This is a genomic window from Anabaena sphaerica FACHB-251, assembly GCF_014696825.1.
Classification (GTDB): domain Bacteria; phylum Cyanobacteriota; class Cyanobacteriia; order Cyanobacteriales; family Nostocaceae; genus RDYJ01.
This window is the reverse complement of sequence record NZ_JACJQU010000001.1, coordinates 715,184-735,649: the sequence shown is the minus strand read 5'-3', so window position 1 is coordinate 735,649 and position 20,466 is coordinate 715,184. Positions and strand designations below refer to the sequence as shown.

Genomic DNA, 20,466 nt, shown 5'->3' with positions numbered 1-20,466 from the left:
GATGCTGTTTATTTAAGTGATGCTTATTCACCATATTATGCATTTGCACAATACTATAATCGTTTGTATTCCTTCAACTCGAAGCAAACCTCCAACAAATTGACTACAGTAAACTCGACAGTGGCTTTAATTGAAATAGATATTAATTCTTTAGAAAAAGATAAGCTCTACCCTGATGAAGACTTTTTAGCACTGTCAAACCTGCCTTGTCAAATAGGAGAAACTCCAGAAGAACGCACAAAATATTTTAAAGAAAATTTGGAATCCTACCAGGATTATTTGAAAGATAGCCTTCAAAAAATGGGAAACTGTTGTTATCTTGGTATAATTCCTCCAGCAGCGATTTCTCGCATTACAAAATGGTGCTGTAATGAAGTTAAAATTCTGAATAAATGGAGTTATAAGGATGTAGATAAAAAAGACGGCGTTGTTCCCTTTCATGATCAGGAAGAGGGTCAAATTTTACGCTTGTTAACTCAATGTTTTGCAAAGCGAGAATTTCAATTAGATGAACTACTATTTTTATGTCAAAAGAAATTTTAACTAGATGATAATTTGGATTATGATAAAATTAAAGATATTCTCATCCAAGAAATGAAAAGCATTTACATTGTGCATGATAAAGACAAAGGCATATCAATCTTGAACTAACTTATAAAATTTATAAATTGATATCTTTTACCATTCTTCTATTAGCCAACTAACCCGCCTGGGAATAAATTCCCAGTCTAATAGCCCAAGTCAGTTAAAACTGACTAAAATCCCTAATTATTTTCGCATTCAATAAAGTAAAAATCCGATCTAGTTCTAATATTTCTGCTAACTCAGCCTCTTCACTTGAATTTAGCATTTCTGCCTTCTTTCTCTCAGAAAGTTCTTCCAAACGAGACTGTAACTCTGAGCTAAACTTAAATAAATTCAAATCTATAACTTTTTTGATTTCAATTCCCGACTCTACCCAGGATGAGGGTTGAATCATCACTTGAGTAATCATAGACTTATTTTATCTCTTGTAATCACATTCATCTTATCACATATTAAATCAACCTTTGCGCCTTTGCCCCTTAGCGCCTTTGCGCGAAACAAAAACCTCTCTTCCTCTCTGCGCCTCTGCGTCTCTGCGTGAGAAAAAAACACCTCATAACTACTTGAAAAAAACCACATAAACAGCTACCCTGCATTAACATCAAATATTCATCCCCAAAACCATGAAAAACCACTCCCAAATACCCCCCTATACCTGGAAACGTCCCATCGGTTTAGGATGGGAAAAACCCTACACCGTCCGCTATCCCAGCAACCTCGACGATGGACCATTTCACGGAATGCCATTAGGTGGTTTTGGTGCAGGTTGTATCGGCCGTTCCTCTCGCGGAGATTTCAATTTATGGCACATTGACGGGGGTGAACATATCTTTAAAAATGTCCCCGCTTGTCAATTTAGTATCTTTGCATCTGGTCAAGCTTATGCTTTATCTACCCAACCTCCAGAAGATGCTACATTACAATCTTGGGAATGGTATCCACCGACTCCCTTTTGTATTGACCCAGATGGTTTATGGGTGAAGTCAGGAACTTATCATGCACTTTATCCCCGCAGTTGGTTTGTGTATGAAAATGTTTTTCCAGTTAACTTAATTTGTGAACAATTTTCACCCATCTGGGCTAATAATTATCAAGAAACCAGTTATCCTGTAGCGGTTTTCTTGTGGAATGCACACAACCCAACCAACCAACCAATTACTGTTAGCATCATGCTAACTTGGGAAAATATGACTGGTTGGTTTACCAATGCGGCAAAATCTCCCGAAGTCAAAATTAGAGATGATGGCAGTCCCGTTTATGAATATCAACCACGTTGGGGAGAAAGCAAAAATAACTATAATTGGTTAGCGGAAGATGATAAATATTTAGGTTGTGTTTTAGGTCGCGTTACTAATAACGAAAATCCCCAAGAAGGTGACGGAACTTGGTGTATTGCGACTGCAAAAAATCCTCAAGTTGAATTATTTTATCATTCCCGTTTTAATGCTGTGGGTCATGGTGCAGAAATTTGGCAAAGTTTCAGTACAAATGGTTCTTTATTTAATTATCGTGATGAAACTCCCGCAGATGAAAATACTCGTTTAGGTGCTGCTGTTGCAGTTCGTTTCACTTTACAACCAGGAGAAACTTTAGAAGTTCCTTTTGTGTTAAGTTGGGATTTTCCAGTAACAGAATTTGCAGAGGGAGTAAATTACTATCGCAGATATACAGACTTCTTTGGTTGTAGTGGTGATAATGCTTGGCAAATTGCTACTACTGCACTGAAAGAATATCACAATTGGCGATCGCACATCCAAAACTGGCAAGAACCCATCCTCAACCGTTCTGACTTACCCGACTGGTTGAAAATGTCCCTATTTAACGAACTCTACGACTTAACCAGTGGGGGAACTCTCTGGAGTGCAGCCACCGAAAAAGACCCCTTCGGCCAATTCGCAGTGTTAGAATGTTTAGATTACCGCTGGTATGAAAGTTTAGACGTGCGGTTATACGGCTCTTTCGGGTTATTAATGTTATACCCAGAACTAGAAAAAGCCGTTATTCGCGCATTTGCTAGGGCAATTCCCCAAAGTGATGATAGAACTAGAATTATCGGTTATTATCTCACCATCAACGCCGAAAGTCCCCAAGCTATTCGTAAGGTAGCAGGTGCTACACCCCACGACTTAGGCGCACCCAATGAACACGTTTGGGAGAAAACTAATTATACTGCTTATCAAGATTGCAATCTTTGGAAAGATTTAGGTTGTGATTTTGTCTTGCAAGTATATCGCGATTTTCTGTTTACCGGTGCAAATGATATTGAATTTCTCGCAGAATGTTGGGATGCAATTGTCCAAACTCTCGACTATGTGAAAAAATTTGATATTGATGGAGATGGTATACCAGAAAATTCTGGCGCACCTGACCAAACTTTTGATGATTGGCGGTTAAATGGTGTTAGTGCTTATTGTGGTGGTTTGTGGTTAGCAGCTTTGGAAGCGGCCATTGCTATTTGTGATATTTTAACGAACCGCAGAGGCGCAGAGGACGCAGAGAAACGGAGATTAATTTATCAAACTTGGTTACAGCAAGCTAAACCCATCTATCAAGAAAAGCTGTGGAATGGTAAATATTACCGCTTAGATAGCGAAAGTGGTTCTGATGTAGTCATGGCTGACCAATTATGTGGGCAATTCTACGCTCGATTACTCAATTTACCAGATATTGTACCGAGCGATCGCGCTCTTTCTGCTTTAACAACTATATATGATGCCTGTTTCCTCAAATTCCAAGATGGGAAATTTGGTGCTGCTAACGGTGTCCTTCCCGACGGTTTCCCAGAAAACCCTAATTCTACCCATCCTCAAGAAGTGTGGACTGGTATTAACTTTGGTTTAGCTGCTTTTCTGCTACAGATGGGTATGAAGGATGAAGGTATGCGCTTAACACAAGCAGTAGTGAAGCAAATTTACGACAATGGTTTACAGTTCCGCACCCCAGAAGCTATTACTGCTGCTGCTACTTTTCGTGCTAGTACATATCTCCGTGCAATGGCTATTTGGGCTATTTATTTGTGTTTTTAAGAACGTATAATAGGTGATAGGGAATAGAGAACGGGGAATAGGGAGTTAGTAAAGAATTTTCTCCCCATTTCCCCATTTCCCCATCCCCCAATACAAGCTTTGTAACATTTCGCTCAAACACGTATTCAGAATTTTGATTAAAAATTACAGAATTACTTAAGATTTGCCCGTAAAAAAAAATCTTTTATCAGGAAAATGCCGAAAACCCTTGAAGGTGCGTCCGACTGTTGAGCAAGTTTTGACGTTGAATGTAGAATCCCCTCTGCTAAAGCCAGGGGAGTGTCAAAGTTAAAAAAATGTATCTGAATAAATGTGATTTTATTTTCCGGTTATTTCCGGAATCCTTAGAAAAAATAAGTAATGGTAAGAGTTAAAATATTTAAACCTCGATACCCATGTTTAAAAATATGCTCTAAACACTTACTCCATGAAAAAAACCTATGATTATAAACTTTTTTGTACAAACACAGTCAGCTTACAAGTGTCAAGTTATACACTGAACTCATAGTAACAGTTTTTCAACATACATAACCAGGTATCTAAAGGAAAACTAAAAAAATGAATATTAGGCACACAAGCAGGAAAATTACCCTTACCCGTAGGACACCATCTGACAAGCACAGTATCACAGATGGTCTAGTGTCAGTCGCAATGATGTTTTTCTGTTAATTGGGTTTTCTAAACTTTGACTTCCAAAAAGCCACGGGGAAAGAAAATCTAGGTCTATGTAGAGACACCGAAAGCAGCAGCAATCTTGATTGATCGTGTCAGGTTCACAAGCCATCTCGCCCTTTACTAGTAGAAATGAGTTTGGGTGATAGGGATTTATATTGTAACTCCTTGGCTTCTGATTGGCAAGTCAAAGACGATGTTAATTACCGCTTAAACCTCAAACCTGACATATCAAGCTATTGGACATTGAACTTGCATATCAGGACTAAAACTCTTGTGGGGGAGCCACTGCGTTGGTTAGGAAAGACCGCCATAGTTATGTTTTTTGAGGGTTTATCAGCTTACCAGACTAACTAACCTGATTGGTGATCCACTTTGTGCCATGCCGACTAGATAGTGACTTAAAACCGAAGTATAAAGTTTTAATACCGTACTAAACAGAAACTAAACACAATTAACGCTTTACATTTGTACTTAAGAAAATTGAGAACACAATTGTCATCCCCATCATCTTAGTTAATTTGCTTCATAAAAACTAAAAAATATCTTTAAATAAATTCAAAATTCTCTTTTAACGCTTAATTTAGGTTTAGCGTTTTAATTGTATGATTATGTGTAGGTTTAACCTATTAATTTTTTGGATAATACACCCGCTTAAGGGTGTTTTTTTATGTATAACTTTGTGTGGTAGGGATGCTAAATATAGTATATCATAAAACAGTATAAGCAATAACTTAATATCTGGATTATCTGACTTGGTTACTATACAATTATTACTCTGTATTCACTAGCCTCTATTGAGAACAGGTGTAGCTAGAATGATTTTCCCATAAGACCTCCAAGAAAAACATATAACAATATATAATCACTAAACTCGGAGAGCTAATTTTCCTAAAAATAGCGGATTGGGCTTTTACAAAAGTCTCTACAATGGTCTATACATAAGGTTTTTTGAATTAATTTAATGGTAAGTTTTAACAGAAAATTAAACACAATCAATTTTTTTTATTACATTAAATGGGGGGTGTTACCCCTCATTTTATTGACAAATTTGGGACAAAAATCAAAGTTGCACAATGCCTAAATGAACATTCTGAGATATTCAGTAAATTTAACTTATAAGACTGCCAAAGTGGCAGATGACATTAGCGAAAAAAAATAGTATAAATACGAATGTAGCTTTTGAGAAGCCAATATGAATCATCTTCTCGTCCGAATTGAAAATTATGAGACTTCACTGAAAAGGCTTACTAATTTTCGGCGGCAAGTTATACAATAATAGCCAGGGAACATCTATTGAATTAAAGCTTGTGAAATTTTTAAAGGTCACAACTGCATCTACTAAACCCGCTAGATTACAGAAAGATGGTAAATTTTTACCTTTCATTCACTAGTCAGCAAAAGTCACAGACGAGAAGTAACTAATGGCGGTTGCTTTTACCAGCAACCAAAGCCACTAGGGTACAAAACTGCACAACAGGGTCAATACAGCAAAGCAGCACACAGACTTGATTAAAAACAGTCAGGTTTTCAATCACAGGTCAGGTCATGAAACAAATCATCAGGTCAATTGCAGTCGAAACACTCAGCCAACGGGGTAATTTAGGGAGAAAACTCTCTGATTTGTATCCTCGTCAGGTATTCATTCAGGAAAGTCTCGTACTTTCACCAACGGTAACTTTATCAGTCCTACCGAAAAGTAGTGACATAGTAATTAAAAATAAAAGCAACAAGTCAACATCCTGCGAGAATAAGGCACTTTCAGCCCTTCTGTATGTAGTTTGGGAGAACAAGTTAGATTTTTTGCCAAGAGTTGTGATTTGGGTGTGTACAGGAAAGATTGTACAAGTCAGTTACACCCCAGGAAAGCAAATCACAGCTTTGATGACTAGGATTATGGGGAAGATTAAAGCTAGAGCAGAACAAGCAGCCCTAAGAGCCTTAGTTTTGAAAGTTAATTTATTGAAGTTTCTCCCAAACATACGGAAAACGACCCAGTTAGCAGTCAAAATTGCGAAAACTAAAACTTGGCTCCACAATATCTGGATGCAGGGAACACAACAGAGCAGTTTTAGAAATAAGTTTTTTTGCTCTTGGTTACGGGAACCGCTGAGAAGTTGAGAAATTTCTGGATGTGCCTGTTGAGAAGTGTATCTATTTTTTCAACATTCGCCATTAATCCATTATCAATATATTCCTGTAATTAATTCATCAGCTGTCTCAAAACTAGTAATCAACCAAACCAAAATTCCTGGGTGAAGGTACGCATTGGAAAAAACATAAAGTTTCTTCCTGTTATAAACCCGGAACCTTTGGCGTGGGGGACTAGTATTGCAGTTTGTAAATAGCACTTGACACAATAACACTCGCCGAAACTCGACTAGTTTACTTCATTGAAATAAAACTAAAACTCACCATGAATCAAGACATTTCTGGCAATAGTGGCCAACCTGATAAAAAAATCAATCCTGAACAGTTTGACCAAGTAATAGAAGCAATCCTAGCTGGTAAGTATTCTTGGGCTTGTGTTTTAATGCTGCGGTTTGTGGGTTACAATCCTCTGCATTACATTCCTTACCGTACTTATAACCGATTACTCAAAGAAAACTCTCGCAACAGTAGGTCAAACCCACAACCGAATGAAAATTTGAAAATTGCTAAATCAGCAACAGAGAAAAGGTCTGATGGTAATTTAGCAACTAGTTGTCTGAGCAAAATTAAAGATTTAGCTTATCTGGAAGTAGGGGGTAAGCAAAAAGTAGAGGTACGTGGTAGCCATAGGGAGAAGAAGTCGGCATAGCCGACAACAATGTTAGTTATCTGTGGTGATTGGATTCAATGCAAAAAAACATTACCAATCACATCTTCCCCAAATCATCGATGACCTTTGGGAAATATGGCCAACTCGGTTTCTGGGTCAAAAAAGTGGAGTTTCTCAGGAACTAGTGATAACCAAAGTTGCTCACCCAAACTGATGAATCTATCTGGGGGAATTCGGACTTGTAAGGCTTGACCATCTGTATTTGCTTCAGGGTCAGATATTCTTACAGCTAGAAAACTGTCATTTCCTAAATTTTCTACCAAATCTACTTTTACTGGTAAATTTTTGGTCGCGGGTACACTTAAACTCAAGTGTTCTGGACGGATACCTAAAATTACAGTTTGTCCATCGTATTTTTGCAACGCTTTTCCCCACACATCTGGGAGGGTAAAGCGAAAGTCAGAATGGGTAATTAATAAAGGTGCGTGAAATTCCACCGGGATAAAATTCATCGGTGGTGAACCAATAAATTCGGCTACAAAGCGGTTAGCAGGATAATTATATAATTCTAAGGGTGGGGCAACTTGCTGGATTTGTCCAGCAGACATGATGGCAATGCGATCGCCCATTGTCATAGCTTCCGTTTGATCATGGGTAACGTAAATAGTGGTTATCCCCAACTGACGCTGCAATTTAACAATTTGGGCGCGGGTTTCTGCCCGTAATTTAGCATCTAAGTTAGATAATGGTTCATCCATTAAAAATACTTGGGGATTGCGGGCGATCGCTCTTCCTAATGCTACCCGCTGTCTTTGTCCTCCAGATAACTGTTTAGGTAAGCGATGCAATAAAGTTTCTATTTGTAACAACTGGGCAACATTCCGCACCCGTTGATCTATAGCCCTTTCTTGTTCAGAAAAATAACGTAGTCCTTTGGGTAGTTTTTTAGTCACCCCCACGAGGAAATTTTCTCCCCACTTGCGGAGATAGGGGGGTGGAGAGATTGTTTCCCCATTTCCAAACCGACGACGTAACCCAAAGGCGATGTTTTCATAAACACTCATGTGGGGATAGAGGGCGTAATTTTGAAACACCATGGCGATATCTCGTTCTTTGGGGGGTAGGTCATTAATCAAGCGCAGCCCTGCGGGCGCACTACCGCTATCGCCCACCCAGATATTACCCCCAGTCATCACCTCTAACCCTGCTATTAATCGCAGCAAGGTACTTTTACCGCAACCAGAAGGTCCCACCAATACCATAAATTCACCATCAGCGATGGTTAAATTAATTCGCCGTAAGACATTAATACTATCTGCACCTTCTCTTTCTGGTGATGACTGCTGTGTAGTCACACCTTCCCCCTTCCGGGGGGGGAAACTTTTATAAACGTTTTCTAATACAACTTGTGCCACAGGTAATTACTTTAATAGTTAGTTGTCAGGGAACAGGGAACTCTTAACAGGGAACAGGGGAGGTAGGGGAAGTTAATAACCCAGTCACCAGTCCCAATCCCCAGTCACTTTTATGCCAAGTGCATAAAAATCATCTTTAACAATTCAGCACGAGTAAAAGGTTTAGTTAAATAACCAGAAGCTCCTACCATTCTTGCTCTTACCTTATCGACAATTCCCTTACTACCAGTCACGAAAATAATGGGAATTTCCTTAAACATTGAATTATTACGAATAATTCGGCATAACTCATAACCGTCAATTCCCGCCATATTCAAATCTAATAGAATCAAATCGGGTTTATGCCTAATAATAGACATCACCGCTTTGACTGGATCATTAATAGTCACGACAGCAACATTTTCATCTTCCAAACAACGGCTTATTTCTTTGAGAACTGTCGGACTATCATCTACAGAAATAATTTTGTAGGGTTTTTTAGCAGTTATGGTAGCAGTGTTTACGTTTTCTCCATCAGCTTGTATGTTATTTGGTATGGTTGATTGCTCAAGGTTTTCTTTTGGTAGAGCAGAAACTTGAGGTACAGGGTTTTTTCCCAGGGTAGTAGTTGGTGATGCTTCTACCTGAAACGATTTACCATTAATTCTGATTGTGCTGTATCTAGGAGCTAGTAAAACATCTTCAAAGGTTTTAGGCAATTTATCAAATGGAGGGTCTGGTTCATGCAAAATAATCGAACCCTGAAGGATATGTGGGTATAAAGTTCGAGCCAGTTCCACTTCATCCAAATTCATGATGACTGCCAAATGACGCAGACTAAAACCCTTCATCCATGTAGTTATATTTTGCTGTAGTTCTGGTAGTTGTTTGTCATAGAATTTACTGTTAATCAATAGATATGGACGCTGATAGGGAGAAGATATTTGGGGAGCGAAAGACTGCCAATTTTGCAACCGTTTTCGGCAGCGTTCCATGATATTTTCAACATCCAGCTTGCAAATTTTAGGTAAGCTATTAACTGGTGTCGTTAATTCATAAGTGCCTTCACTAATCAGCAAAAATGATTCGATCACCTCTTTAACTAACTCTTGAATAAGTAATGCTGCTTGGTCAGAGAATAGATGTTTTTGAGTAACAAGCCAGTGAATAGCTTGATATTCTGGCGCTTGGCTGGGATGATGATCACGACGTTCACTTAACTGAGTTTGCCAGTCAGGTTCAAACGTCATGCGTAATTGTACACGAATTTCATTAGTCAGTAAGGGAATTTGCTGACTGAGACGGCGCATATGCCGTTCCAGTCTATCAAAGGGTTCTACTGAATGGGTGGCATAGACAATTTTTCCTTGATCCAAGTATATTGACCATAACACTGAATTGTTAAAGACTTGCAAACAAGTAGTGTCAGATGAATTGCTTAACTGTCTTAATAAACTTTCAGGAGATAGTTTGCTAAATGTGCCAATATTATTCATATTTTTACAGTTTTTTCTAAAAAACTGACTTAGGATTGAGAAAGAATAAATTTCGGGATGAGATTAAATATGGTTTTTCTTTCATATTTCTCTATAAACCAACTCATGATGGATCAGAAAAAATAATATATCTATCTCAAGCTATATCACTTACTCCTCCGTTGGTTACATAATAATACTAGACTATCAAATATCTTTGTATTTTTCGATGTCATGCAACTTCTCAGTTTTCATTTTTACAGTGTGTCCATGATCAAATTGCTGCCTTAATTATGTTTACTGAGTGGTTGATAATTAGCAAATTTTCCACATAAAATCTTTAAATTTTTATTAATTATATATGTATATATTGAATATTATATTCTTAATTAGTTGAAGATAAATGATAGTAGATGCACCAAAATAAGTAATGTTAACCTCCCGTTCCATCCGTTTTAACTAAACTCTATTGTGATTCAAGTTTCCTGAAATAGAGAATCTGATGAGAATAATTTGAAAGATGAAGTTTCATCCATCTACCACCAAATACCATACTTGTAGTCGTACTAGTCTTGCAAACTATATACTTTGAGAAAAGGAAATTAAAACGTTGGACTATAACATAACACAAAAGGTTATGCTGGATACACTAAAACTAGATGAAGTCGTAGAATTTGCAGAAAACCCAGAACCTCGTTGCCCGTGCGTGCTATTGCTAGACACATCTGGCTCCATGCAAGGAGAACGGATTGAGGCTTTAAATCAGGGCTTGCTGAGTTTTAAAGATGAACTGATAAAAAATTCATTGGCAGCAAGAAGGGTAGAAGTAGCAATTGTTACTTTTGATACTCATGTCAATGTCGTACAGGATTTTGTCACCGCCGACCAATTCAACCCACCTATTTTAACAGCCCAAGGACTAACGACAATGGGGGCGGGAATTCATAAATCTTTAGAAATAATTCAAGAACGCAAATCCCAGTATCGCGCTAATGGCATTGCTTACTACCGTCCTTGGGTATTTATGATTACAGATGGTGAGCCACAAGGTGAGCTAGATGATGTTATAGAGCAAGCAGTACAGCGACTGCAAGGAGATGAAGCAAATAAACGTGTTGCCTTTTTTACGGTAGGAGTAGAAAATGCCAACATGACCCGTTTAAATCAAATAGCTGTGCGTACTCCCCTCAAACTTAAAGGATTAAACTTTATTGAAATGTTCGTTTGGCTTTCAGCAAGTATGTCAGCTGTTTCCCACTCCAAGGTAGATGAGCAAGTAGCACTACCACCAATTGGCTGGGGGTCTGTTTAACAGTTATCAGTTATAGCAACAAGCAAGGTGGTTAGGACATCAACATAATGACAAAACTTAAGATCCAAACAGACAGACGTTCAACTCTGTCACCTGTCACCTGTTAAGAGTCACCTGCTATAGCTGTGAGAATAAATTTATGAACACACCAAAACAGATTCCTCAATGGCGGATAGTAGCCGCTTCGGTATGTGGTACTAGCCATATCAAAAACCAGCAGCTGTGTCAGGATGCTCACCATTGGCAGATCTTGCCAAATAATGTGTTATTGATAGCAGCAGCAGATGGGGCTGGTTCAGCAACTTTAGGAAAAGTGGGAGCGATGATTGCTGTAGAAACAGCAATAGAACATATCTCAAACTGCGAAATTACTCACAGCACCCTTGCTGATGATACTCTTTTGCGTGATCTGCTAACTGATGCCATATTAGCTGCTAAAAAAGCAGTAGAAGATGAGGCAGAGGTCTGCAAACATCAGTCCTATGATTTAGCAACCACCTTAATTATTGCGATCGCCACACCAAAAGTTGTAGCAGTAGCCCAAATCGGTGATGGTTTAGCTGTGGCCAAAGATAGCACAGGTAACTTACTGGCGCTAACTATTCCTAACAGCGGTGAATACATTAATGAAACCACATTTTTGACTTCACCTGATGCCCTAGCTACAACCCAAATCAAAATATTACGTCATAACATAATTAATATCGGTGTTCTCACTGATGGACTACAAATGCTGGCTTTGAATATGCTTGTTGGTGAACCTCACAAACCATTTTTTTTCCCGTTATTTGACTTTGTAGCCAATGCCGAAGATAAAATGATAGCCAAAGAGCAGTTGGTAAAGTTTTTATGTTCTGAAAGAATTACAACACGTACTGATGATGATTTAACTCTAGTATTAGCAGCATTAAGCAACTCATGAACAATGTTTATTGGGTAGGGTTTAGGGTGCAGGCTGTCAGGTTCAGGAGCAGCGTTTTTTTCCCATCTTCAATTCCGTATCGACGACCTATCAGGTCGTCTGTACCTAAATCCCCAGTCCCTTTCCATAACCACTGTTAAAAGTAATTCTACTATGCAGGTACTACGTTCTTCTCCGCAGCAGGAAATTCTCAATCTCACGGTCAATTTGGGGCGTGGGGGTGAAGCTTGTGTTTATGCCGTGCCATCAGATGAAAATTTAGTGGCCAAAATTTATCATAAGCCCATTCTTACCCATGCTCACAAACTTCAGGCGATGATTGCCAACCCCCCAGAAAACCCAACAGCTAATTTGGGGCATATTTCCATTGCTTGGCCACAGGAGTTGTTACAAGCTGCGGATGGCAGTGGTAGTATCATCGGCTTTTTAATGCCTCGTATTCGGGGGATGCGGCCGATCATGGACTTTTACAATCCGGGAAACCGTCGTCAAAACTGTCCTTTATTTAATTATCAGTATTTACTGCGGACTGCTCGCAATCTGGCCACGGCTTTTGCAGCTTTACACGCCAGCCAATACTGCATTGGCGATGTAAATGAGTCGAATATTCTAGTCAGTGACACTGCATTAGTTACTTTAGTAGACACCGACTCATTCCAAGTCCGTGATCCAGAGCCAAATATTGTTTATCGTTGTTCAGTAGGTAAACCAGAGTACACCCCCCCAGAACTACAGAATAAAACTTTTGCTGAATATGATCGCGAAAGTTACCATGATTTATTTGGGTTAGCGGTGCTGTTATTTCAATTATTAATGGAAGGCACTCACCCATTTTCTGGGATTTTCCAAGGTCTGTTTGACCCACCTACTTACGAAGCCCGAATAGTGGCCGGTCACTTCACTTATAGTCAAAAGCAACACGTTCCCTATTTGCCTACCCCCATAGCACCAGCTTGGGAAATACTCTATCCCGGCTTACGGGATCTGTTTGTGCGTTGTTTTGAGGATGGTCACAACAATCCCCACTTGCGTCCTACTGCTCAAACTTGGTTGTCAGCCCTAGCTGAGGCTGAAGAGAATATTGTAACTTGTGCCGTCAACCCCCAGCATCTCTATCATAATCATCTTCACAAATGTCCTTGGTGTGAACGTACCGCGCAGTTAGGTGGACGTGATCCTTTTCCATCACTAGAGGCGATCGCTTCTAGGGAACATCTTAAACCCCGCCGAAAATCTAGAAAGCGGCATACACACAATCCTCGTGTACGCAAACCAGCTATTTCCGCATCACCGCTACATCATTGGCAACCAGTATTTCGCCAAAACTCTTTTGGTTATCAACCTCCTAAAAACTCAAATAAGTCAAAATTTTATACTTTTATGTTTTGCCTGTTGGGTTTTGGTCTGTTGGGGTATTTGGACGTAATGATTAAATTTACTCGTCCCTTTGTTTCCCAAAATCCTTACACTCAACAAAGCTTGTTGTCTCGCCAAGAAAATAATCTTCCTCAAGAGGACAATTTTACTTTTGTAGATTACTACGAGCGTGGTAATGCTGCTTATCGAAAGCAAGAATATGAGCAAGCAATTGAAAATTTTACCCAAGGTATCAAAAAAAATACTAATTTTTCTAAACTGTATATCAATCGGGGCAATGCTCGCTACAACTTGAACGATTATGAAGGAGCATTGGCAGACTATAACCAAGCTCTGAAAATTAATCCGCAGGAAGTCAAAGCATTTGTGAATCGGGGTAATGCCTACTATATGCTTGCCGACTATAGTAATGATCCTGACCGAGAGTATAAGAAAGCTATCCAAAACTTTAATAATGCTATCAACATCAATGAGCGTGACACCGAAGCTTATATCAGACGGGGTATTGTTCGTTCTCAAATAGCTAAATATAGCCATAATTTTCAACAAGAATACCAAAAATCAATTGCGGATTTTACAGAAGCAATTCAACTTAATGCTTCCAAAGCAGAAGCTTACTTTCAGCGTGGTCTGGCTCGATATCAATTCGCCCAATATAGCAGTAATTATGCTCCAATATATAAACAGGCGATCGAAGATTTTAACCAAGCTATAAATATCAATCCCCGCATGGCTAAGGTTTACCTCAAACGGGGAATGATTCATTATGAATTAGCCCAATATGGGGAAAGTCAAGTTAAAGAAAATCAAGCACAAGCTATAGAAGATTTAGAAAAATCTGCTCAAATTTACCTTGAACAAGAGGACATGGATAACTACCAGCAAGCACTCAGCAACATTTGCGTAATTGTATCCAAGAAATGTGACGCTTTATTCCAAAGCTCAACTATGTTTGATCCGACTAACCATTAGTTCCCTCTTCCGCTTTCCCTTTTAACTGAAAATATAAACTGTGATCTAATTAACCGTAAACTACTTTAAGGAGGCAGGAGTAAAACCCTTTTGTAGTGAGAGTTTCATTATCAATTGATGTCCTAACCACTCTGTCCATGGCTATACGAATTAGTGATTATGGTAACGACCTTTATTGTCACTAGCATTTTTGCTTGATCTTGAGGATAATTCATACCTCTGGAGGTAGGCAATATTTGATGCTAATTATTTTATATTTGTTGCTTTTTTAAGTGTATAAAACTTAATTTTCATTATTGATATTCATCATCTTTTTACATAGAAATTATTTTAATTTTATTGTTTCTTCATAATTTATAAGCATTTTACGGTTACATTATTTTTAGATTGTTTGTAGAGAAAAACATATAAAAATTCGTAAGGATTCAAATGTACAAGCGTTTCAGTTTTGTAGAGGTGTGCCGGCGGAACATCTCTACTGACTCCTGAATTCTTGCAAAAATTCATATTTTCTCTATTTCTTGTGCATCCTCTTCATCCTGAAAAATTCAAATCATAACCGACCGGCAAATCTTTGAGGTAATTGCATGAAAGCAGTAATTTTGGCTGGGGGTCTAGGTACACGCCTCAGTGAAGAAACTAGTATCAGACCGAAGCCGATGGTTGAGATTGGAGGTAAGCCGATTCTCTGGCATATCATGAAGATATACTCGGCTCATGGTATTAATGAATTTATTATCTGTTGTGGGTATAAAGGTTACATCATCAAGGAGTATTTTGCTAACTACTTCTTACATATGTCAGATGTAACTTTTGATATGCGATTTAATCAAATGAGTATACATTCTGGATATGCGGAACCCTGGCGCATCACCTTGGTAAATACAGGTGATAATACCATGACAGGTGGACGCTTAAAAAAAGTTAGAGAACATATTGGTAATGACACTTTTTGCTTTACTTATGGTGATGGTGTCAGTGATGTAAATATCACCGAATTAATCAAATTTCATCAAGAACAAAAAACCTTAGCAACATTAAGCGCAGTTCAACCAGCAGGAAGATTTGGAGCAATTTCTCTAGGACAGGAACAAACTAAAATTACTAGTTTTAAAGAAAAACCTGAAGGTGACGGTGCTTGGATTAATGGCGGTTATTTTGTCCTAGAACCTGAAGTCATCAACTTTATTACTGATGACTCCACTGTGTGGGAAAAAGAGCCATTGGAAAAACTAGCTGATATGCAAGAGCTATCAGCTTTCAGACATAATGGTTTTTGGCAACCAATGGATACTTTAAGAGATAAACAATACTTAGAGGAGCTATGGAAAAATGATCAAGCTCCTTGGAAAGTGTGGTAATACAAATTTTGGATATTGGATATTGGATGTTGGATTTTGGATTAGGGAAAAATTACTAATGTACGATTTTGCGATTATTGGTGGGGGAATAGTTGGACTTTCTACAGCGATGGCTTTAGGCTCACGCTATCCTGATGCACGAATTTTGGTGTTAGAAAAAGAAAGTCAATGGGCATTTCACCAAACAGGTAATAATAGCGGCGTAATTCATTCGGGAATTTACTACAAACCAGGTAGCTTTAAAGCTAAATTTTGCCGTGACGGTAGTCGCTCAATGGTAGAATTCTGCCAAAAGCATGATATTGAGCATGACATTTGTGGTAAGGTAATTGTGGCCACGGAATCACAAGAATTATCACGGCTAGAAAACCTCTACCAACGAGGTTTAGATAATGGCATAGCAGTGCAAAGGATTAGTTCTGAAGAAGTCAAAGAAATTGAGCCTCATGTTAGTTGTGTCGGTGGAATTCGGGTATTTTCTACAGGAATTGTTAATTACAAGCAAGTTTGTTTAAAATACGCTGAAATTATCCAAAAACAAGGGGGAGATTTACGCCTTAATACCAAAGTTTTACAAATCTCCCCAAGTGGTAAAAATCAGGTATTAGAAACCAACCAGGGTAGTTTTGAAACCAGATTTGTGATCAATTGTGCCGGATTGCATAGCGATCGCATGGCAAAATTAGGTAAAGCCAACCCCCAAGCTAAAATTGTCCCCTTCCGGGGAGAATATTACGAACTCACACCCGAAAAACGCTATCTGGTCAAAACTCTCATTTATCCGGTTCCTAACCCGGACTTTCCCTTCCTGGGTGTTCACTTCACCCGCATGATTGACAATAGTGTTCACGCAGGGCCAAATGCAGTTCTCAGTCTCAAACGTGAAGGTTACAAAAAAACCGACTTTGACTTGCGGGACTTTGCAGAAGTAATCACCTATCCCGGTTTCTGGAAACTAGCAGCTAAACACGCCGATGAAGGAATTCAAGAAATCATTCGTTCCTTTAGTAAAGCTGCCTTTGTCAGAAGCTTGCAAAAACTAATTCCTGAAGTCCAAACAGCAGATTTAGTTCCCACCCATGCAGGAGTTCGCGCACAAGCATTAATGAGTAATGGTTCCTTGGTAGACGACTTTTTAATCATCCAAGGTGATAACTCCATTCATGTTTGCAATGCTCCCTCTCCCGCAGCAACTTCTTCTCTAGAAATTGGCAAAGCGATTGTTAACCAGATACCTCAAGAGTCTCCTCTCCTGGAAACAGCAGTAAAAAATTAACTACTTTGCATCTATCCTAAATTTGCTAGGGCTAATCTTAATCTGGTTCAGAATAAGTGCATTATAAAATTTTGCTTAATCACTTATTATTGCAACTGCTGTCAACCAGATTTTCATCTCCAGCAACTTTAGTTATCAGGATTTTTTTATGTGCATTAACTCCAATTTTCAGCCAATCATACTTGTCTGCGCTGCTGATAATAACTATGCCATGCCCCTAGCGGTAACAGTTCGTTCGGCACTGGCAAATTTTAAAAGTAATCGCAAGATAGGGTTATTTATTCTGGATGGAGGGATTAGTAAATCTAACAAAAACAAAATTATTAAATCACTGAAATCAGAACAAGTTGATATTTCATGGATACAAATAGATGAGACGCAGTTAAACAATCTGGTATTGACTAGACATCTAACAACTACTTCATATTATCGACTCCTAATTACTCAATTTTTACCCCCAGAGTTTGATAAAGCAATTTATCTAGACACCGATATGGTAGTGAAAGGAAATTTAGAAGAGTTATGGAATATTCCTCTAGAAGATAACTATGTATTAGCTGTTCAGGATGATGTGGAACTGTATATATCAATGTCCGATGGATTAAGGAATTATCAAGATGTGGGAATTTGTCCAAATCATAAATATTTTAATTCTGGACTTTTAGTAATTAATTTGGAAAAATGGCGCAGCGACAACATAGGACAAAAAGCTCTTGAATATATCAAACAAAATCGAGAATATGTAAGAAACGATCAAGATGGACTCAATGCAGTTCTAGCGGGTAAATGGAAAGAAATTCATCCCAGATGGAATCAGATGCCCAGAATATATGATTATTCATCCTGGCAAGAAAGTCCTCACCCAGAAGATATTTATGAGGAACTACTGCATAAGCCTTACATTATTCACTTTACTAATTCTCCTAAACCCTGGTACGCAGGATTGAAAACAGAGTGTACACATCCGAAAAAAGATTTATTTTTCCAATATCTTGACATGACATATTGGTCAGGATGGCGGGATACTTTCTGGAGACGGCTGGCTAGAAAATTCATGAAAGTAACATCACTAACTACCTCAAAACTCTAAAAATATTGTGGTAGTAAACATCTGAAAACATCAATCACAAGGATTTAACAATAATGAAAATATTAATCACAGGAACAGAAGGATATCTTGGTTCCTTACTACCTCCTTTGTTAATTGCAAGAGGTCATGAAGTTCTGGGCGTAGATACTGGTTTTTATAAAGTTGGTTGGCTATATAACGGAACTGACGTAACAGCGAAGACTCTTAACAAAGATATTCGTAATATTACTCCTGAAGATTTGCTGGGTGTAGAAGCAATAGTTCACATGGCAGAACTTTCCAACGATCCTACCGGACAATTAGCACCTAACATTACCTATGAAATTAATCATTTAGGTTCAGTTCGTCTTGCTAATTTAGCTAAAGCAGTGGGTATCCGTCGCTTTGTTTATATGTCTTCTTGCAGTGTTTATGGCGTTGCGAGTGAAGATGATGTTACAGAGGAATCACCTGTTAATCCTCAAACAGCTTATGCAGAATGTAAAACATTAGTAGAAAGAGATGTTCAAGCATTAGCTGATGATGACTTTTCTCCTACTTTCATGCGGAATGCTACCGCTTTTGGTGCTTCTCCCAGAATGCGATTTGATATTGTTTTAAACAATTTATCAGGATTAGCATGGACTACCAAAGAAATTAAAATGACCAGTGATGGTACACCTTGGCGGCCATTAGTTCATGCTTTGGATATTTGCAAAGCCATTGTTTGTGCCTTAGAAGCACCTAGAGATATTGTCCATAATCAAGTCTTTAATGTGGGAGATACAGCAAATAATTATCGAGTTAAAGAAATCGCAGAAATTATTGCTGATGCTTTCCCAGGTTGTAGATTATCTTTTGGTAATAACGGTTCAGACAACCGTAGCTATCGAGTATCTTTCGAGAAAATAAATACTATTTTACCCGGATTTAAGTGTGATTGGAATGCTCAACGCGGCGCTCAACAGCTATTAGATTTGTTCAGCCAAATTGATATGACTGAAGATACTTTCTTGTTCCGAGGATTTACACGCTTAAAGCAGTTGGAGTATTTAATTCGTACTCAACAAATTGACAAAGATTTCTTTTGGAATAAATAAGGCTTAAGGGTTAAAATAATCGGATAAAAGCAGCAAAAACAATCTATTATTGCTGCTTTTAATCCGTACTTATTAATTGCGAACAGATGCCAATTAGCTAATTCATTCCCCAAAAAATAACTTTATTGATTTAGATCATGTCAACCTATGAATAAATTACTGACTATTGCTATTCCTACCTACAATCGTGCGGATTTACTGGATCAACAATTAGAGTGGTTGTCTAAAGCTATCAAAGGTTATGAATCTGATTGCGAGATATTAATTTCTGATAATTGTTCTAGTGATAACACCCAGGAAGTTATCACAAAATGGAAAAATACACTTACTTATGTAACTTTTAATTCCAATAGAAATATTGAAAATTTAGGCGTAATGAAAAATATCCTTTATTGCCTGAATTCAGCAACAACAAAATATGTTTGGACAATTGGAGATGATGATCCAATTCAAAATCAAGCAATTAGTTATGTAATAACTAAGATTAAAAAACATCAAGATTTATCATTACTATTTCTCAATTTTTCTGGGAGGAATAAAATTACTGGTGAACCAGTTCATCCACCAACTATTGTTGGTAATCGCTGGTTTGATGTTGAAAGTGAAGATGGTGAAGGGGATGGTAAAGCAATATTTGAATATTGTTTTTCTAAAAGTGTTGGAGCAGTCATTTTTTTAACTGCTTCAGTATACAGGACTGATTTAGTTAAACGCGCTCTACAAATTTGGCCAGATGCTGTGAATAATTGGATATCTTTAGCATATTTAGCTGGGTATTGTGCTGCTAATGGCAAAGTAATCGTCACCAAAGAGACTTATTTAGAATGTATTGTTGGTGTGAGTTATTGGCAGAAAGAACCAAAATCTGCGCTATTAATGCAATATAAACACATACCAGAAGTAATTTTTAAGCTGCAAGAAAATGGCTATTCTAAGCGATTTTATGCACAAATGATGGTGAATAAGTTTCAAGAAGTTAACTTGAAAGTTTTCTTGGGTGCTTTGAAAAGATGGCCAGTTACTGCTATTAAAACAGCCGTTCCTTTTTTGGCTTTAGCGACTATTTCTGCTATTGAAGTCATGGCTGCTCCCGAAGTTATAATTGCTGAATCTTTTCAGCCATCAAACCAAATTATTCGTCGTAATAAACAATAATCAAGTATA

16 protein-coding genes are annotated in these 20,466 nt (G+C 38.1%); 13 read left to right on the top strand and 3 right to left on the bottom strand.

The genetic code is table 11. The features are described 5' to 3' along the window. Nucleotides 1–120: 120 nt before the first annotated feature. Nucleotides 121–543: a hypothetical protein gene (locus H6G06_RS03255; protein WP_190556995.1), complete on the top strand. Its 423-nt coding sequence runs from the start codon at nucleotides 121–123 to the stop codon at nucleotides 541–543. Nucleotides 544–745: 202 nt separating this feature from the next. Here the strand turns inward: H6G06_RS03255 and H6G06_RS03250 are convergent, their stop codons facing one another. Next, nucleotides 746–994, bottom strand: coding sequence for a hypothetical protein (locus H6G06_RS03250; protein ID WP_190556994.1), 249 nt, complete (start codon nucleotides 992–994; stop codon nucleotides 746–748). Nucleotides 995–1,208: 214 nt separating this feature from the next. On the opposite strand from H6G06_RS03250, the gene H6G06_RS03245 reads away from it, so the two are divergent. From H6G06_RS03245 to H6G06_RS03230, 4 genes are all read left to right on the top strand, one after another. Next, complete coding sequence (locus H6G06_RS03245) at nucleotides 1,209–3,611, top strand: GH116 family glycosyl hydrolase (protein WP_190556993.1); 2,403 nt, start codon at nucleotides 1,209–1,211, stop codon at nucleotides 3,609–3,611. An 804-nt stretch (nucleotides 3,612–4,415) separates the two neighbouring features. Next, nucleotides 4,416–4,640 (top strand): hypothetical protein, encoded by a 225-nt coding sequence (locus tag H6G06_RS03240; RefSeq protein WP_190556992.1) that lies wholly within the window; start codon nucleotides 4,416–4,418, stop codon nucleotides 4,638–4,640. Nucleotides 4,641–5,831: 1,191 nt separating this feature from the next. Continuing rightward, nucleotides 5,832–6,404 (top strand): hypothetical protein, encoded by a 573-nt coding sequence (locus H6G06_RS03235; protein ID WP_190556991.1) that lies wholly within the window; start codon nucleotides 5,832–5,834, stop codon nucleotides 6,402–6,404. A gap of 295 nt (nucleotides 6,405–6,699) precedes the next feature. Then, nucleotides 6,700–7,083 carry a HetP family heterocyst commitment protein gene (locus H6G06_RS03230; RefSeq protein WP_190556990.1) on the top strand — a complete coding sequence of 128 codons (384 nt, stop codon included), beginning with the start codon at nucleotides 6,700–6,702 and terminating at the stop codon, nucleotides 7,081–7,083. 74 nt (nucleotides 7,084–7,157) lie between these two features. Here H6G06_RS03230 and H6G06_RS03225 read toward each other — a convergent pair whose 3' ends face one another. Together H6G06_RS03225 and H6G06_RS03220 are read right to left on the bottom strand one after the other, a co-directional pair. Beyond that, on the bottom strand, nucleotides 7,158–8,459 hold the full coding sequence (locus tag H6G06_RS03225; RefSeq protein ID WP_190556989.1) for an ATP-binding cassette domain-containing protein: 1,302 nt from the start codon (nucleotides 8,457–8,459) through the stop codon (nucleotides 7,158–7,160). Between the two features lie 110 nt (nucleotides 8,460–8,569). After that, on the bottom strand, nucleotides 8,570–9,934 hold the full coding sequence (locus tag H6G06_RS03220; protein WP_190556988.1) for a response regulator: 1,365 nt from the start codon (nucleotides 9,932–9,934) through the stop codon (nucleotides 8,570–8,572). 616 nt (nucleotides 9,935–10,550) lie between these two features. Here H6G06_RS03220 and H6G06_RS03215 point away from each other — a divergent pair. From H6G06_RS03215 to H6G06_RS03180, 8 genes are all read left to right on the top strand, one after another. Then, nucleotides 10,551–11,225: a vWA domain-containing protein gene (locus H6G06_RS03215; protein ID WP_190556987.1), complete on the top strand. Its 675-nt coding sequence runs from the start codon at nucleotides 10,551–10,553 to the stop codon at nucleotides 11,223–11,225. Nucleotides 11,226–11,364: 139 nt separating this feature from the next. Further along, nucleotides 11,365–12,147 (top strand): PP2C family serine/threonine-protein phosphatase, encoded by a 783-nt coding sequence (locus H6G06_RS03210; protein ID WP_190556984.1) that lies wholly within the window; start codon nucleotides 11,365–11,367, stop codon nucleotides 12,145–12,147. Between the two features lie 153 nt (nucleotides 12,148–12,300). Continuing rightward, a complete protein-coding gene (locus tag H6G06_RS03205) occupies nucleotides 12,301–14,496 on the top strand; it encodes a tetratricopeptide repeat protein (protein ID WP_190556982.1) in 2,196 nt (731 codons plus the stop codon). A gap of 587 nt (nucleotides 14,497–15,083) precedes the next feature. After that, nucleotides 15,084–15,857, top strand: a complete 774-nt coding sequence (gene rfbF / locus H6G06_RS03200; RefSeq protein ID WP_190556979.1) for a glucose-1-phosphate cytidylyltransferase — start codon at nucleotides 15,084–15,086, stop codon at nucleotides 15,855–15,857. Nucleotides 15,858–15,915: 58 nt separating this feature from the next. Next, nucleotides 15,916–17,133 carry an L-2-hydroxyglutarate oxidase gene (lhgO, locus tag H6G06_RS03195; RefSeq protein ID WP_190556977.1) on the top strand — a complete coding sequence of 406 codons (1,218 nt, stop codon included), beginning with the start codon at nucleotides 15,916–15,918 and terminating at the stop codon, nucleotides 17,131–17,133. 148 nt (nucleotides 17,134–17,281) lie between these two features. Then, on the top strand, nucleotides 17,282–18,223 hold the full coding sequence (locus H6G06_RS03190) for a glycosyltransferase family 8 protein (protein WP_190556975.1): 942 nt from the start codon (nucleotides 17,282–17,284) through the stop codon (nucleotides 18,221–18,223). A gap of 53 nt (nucleotides 18,224–18,276) precedes the next feature. After that, the gene (locus H6G06_RS03185) at nucleotides 18,277–19,302 is read left to right on the top strand and encodes an NAD-dependent epimerase/dehydratase family protein (protein WP_190556971.1); all 1,026 of its coding nucleotides are present in this window, start codon (nucleotides 18,277–18,279) and stop codon (nucleotides 19,300–19,302) included. A 147-nt stretch (nucleotides 19,303–19,449) separates the two neighbouring features. Next, entirely contained in the window at nucleotides 19,450–20,457 is a 1,008-nt protein-coding gene (locus tag H6G06_RS03180) for a glycosyltransferase family 2 protein (protein WP_190556970.1), read from the top strand. The last annotated feature ends 9 nt before the right edge of the window (nucleotides 20,458–20,466 follow it).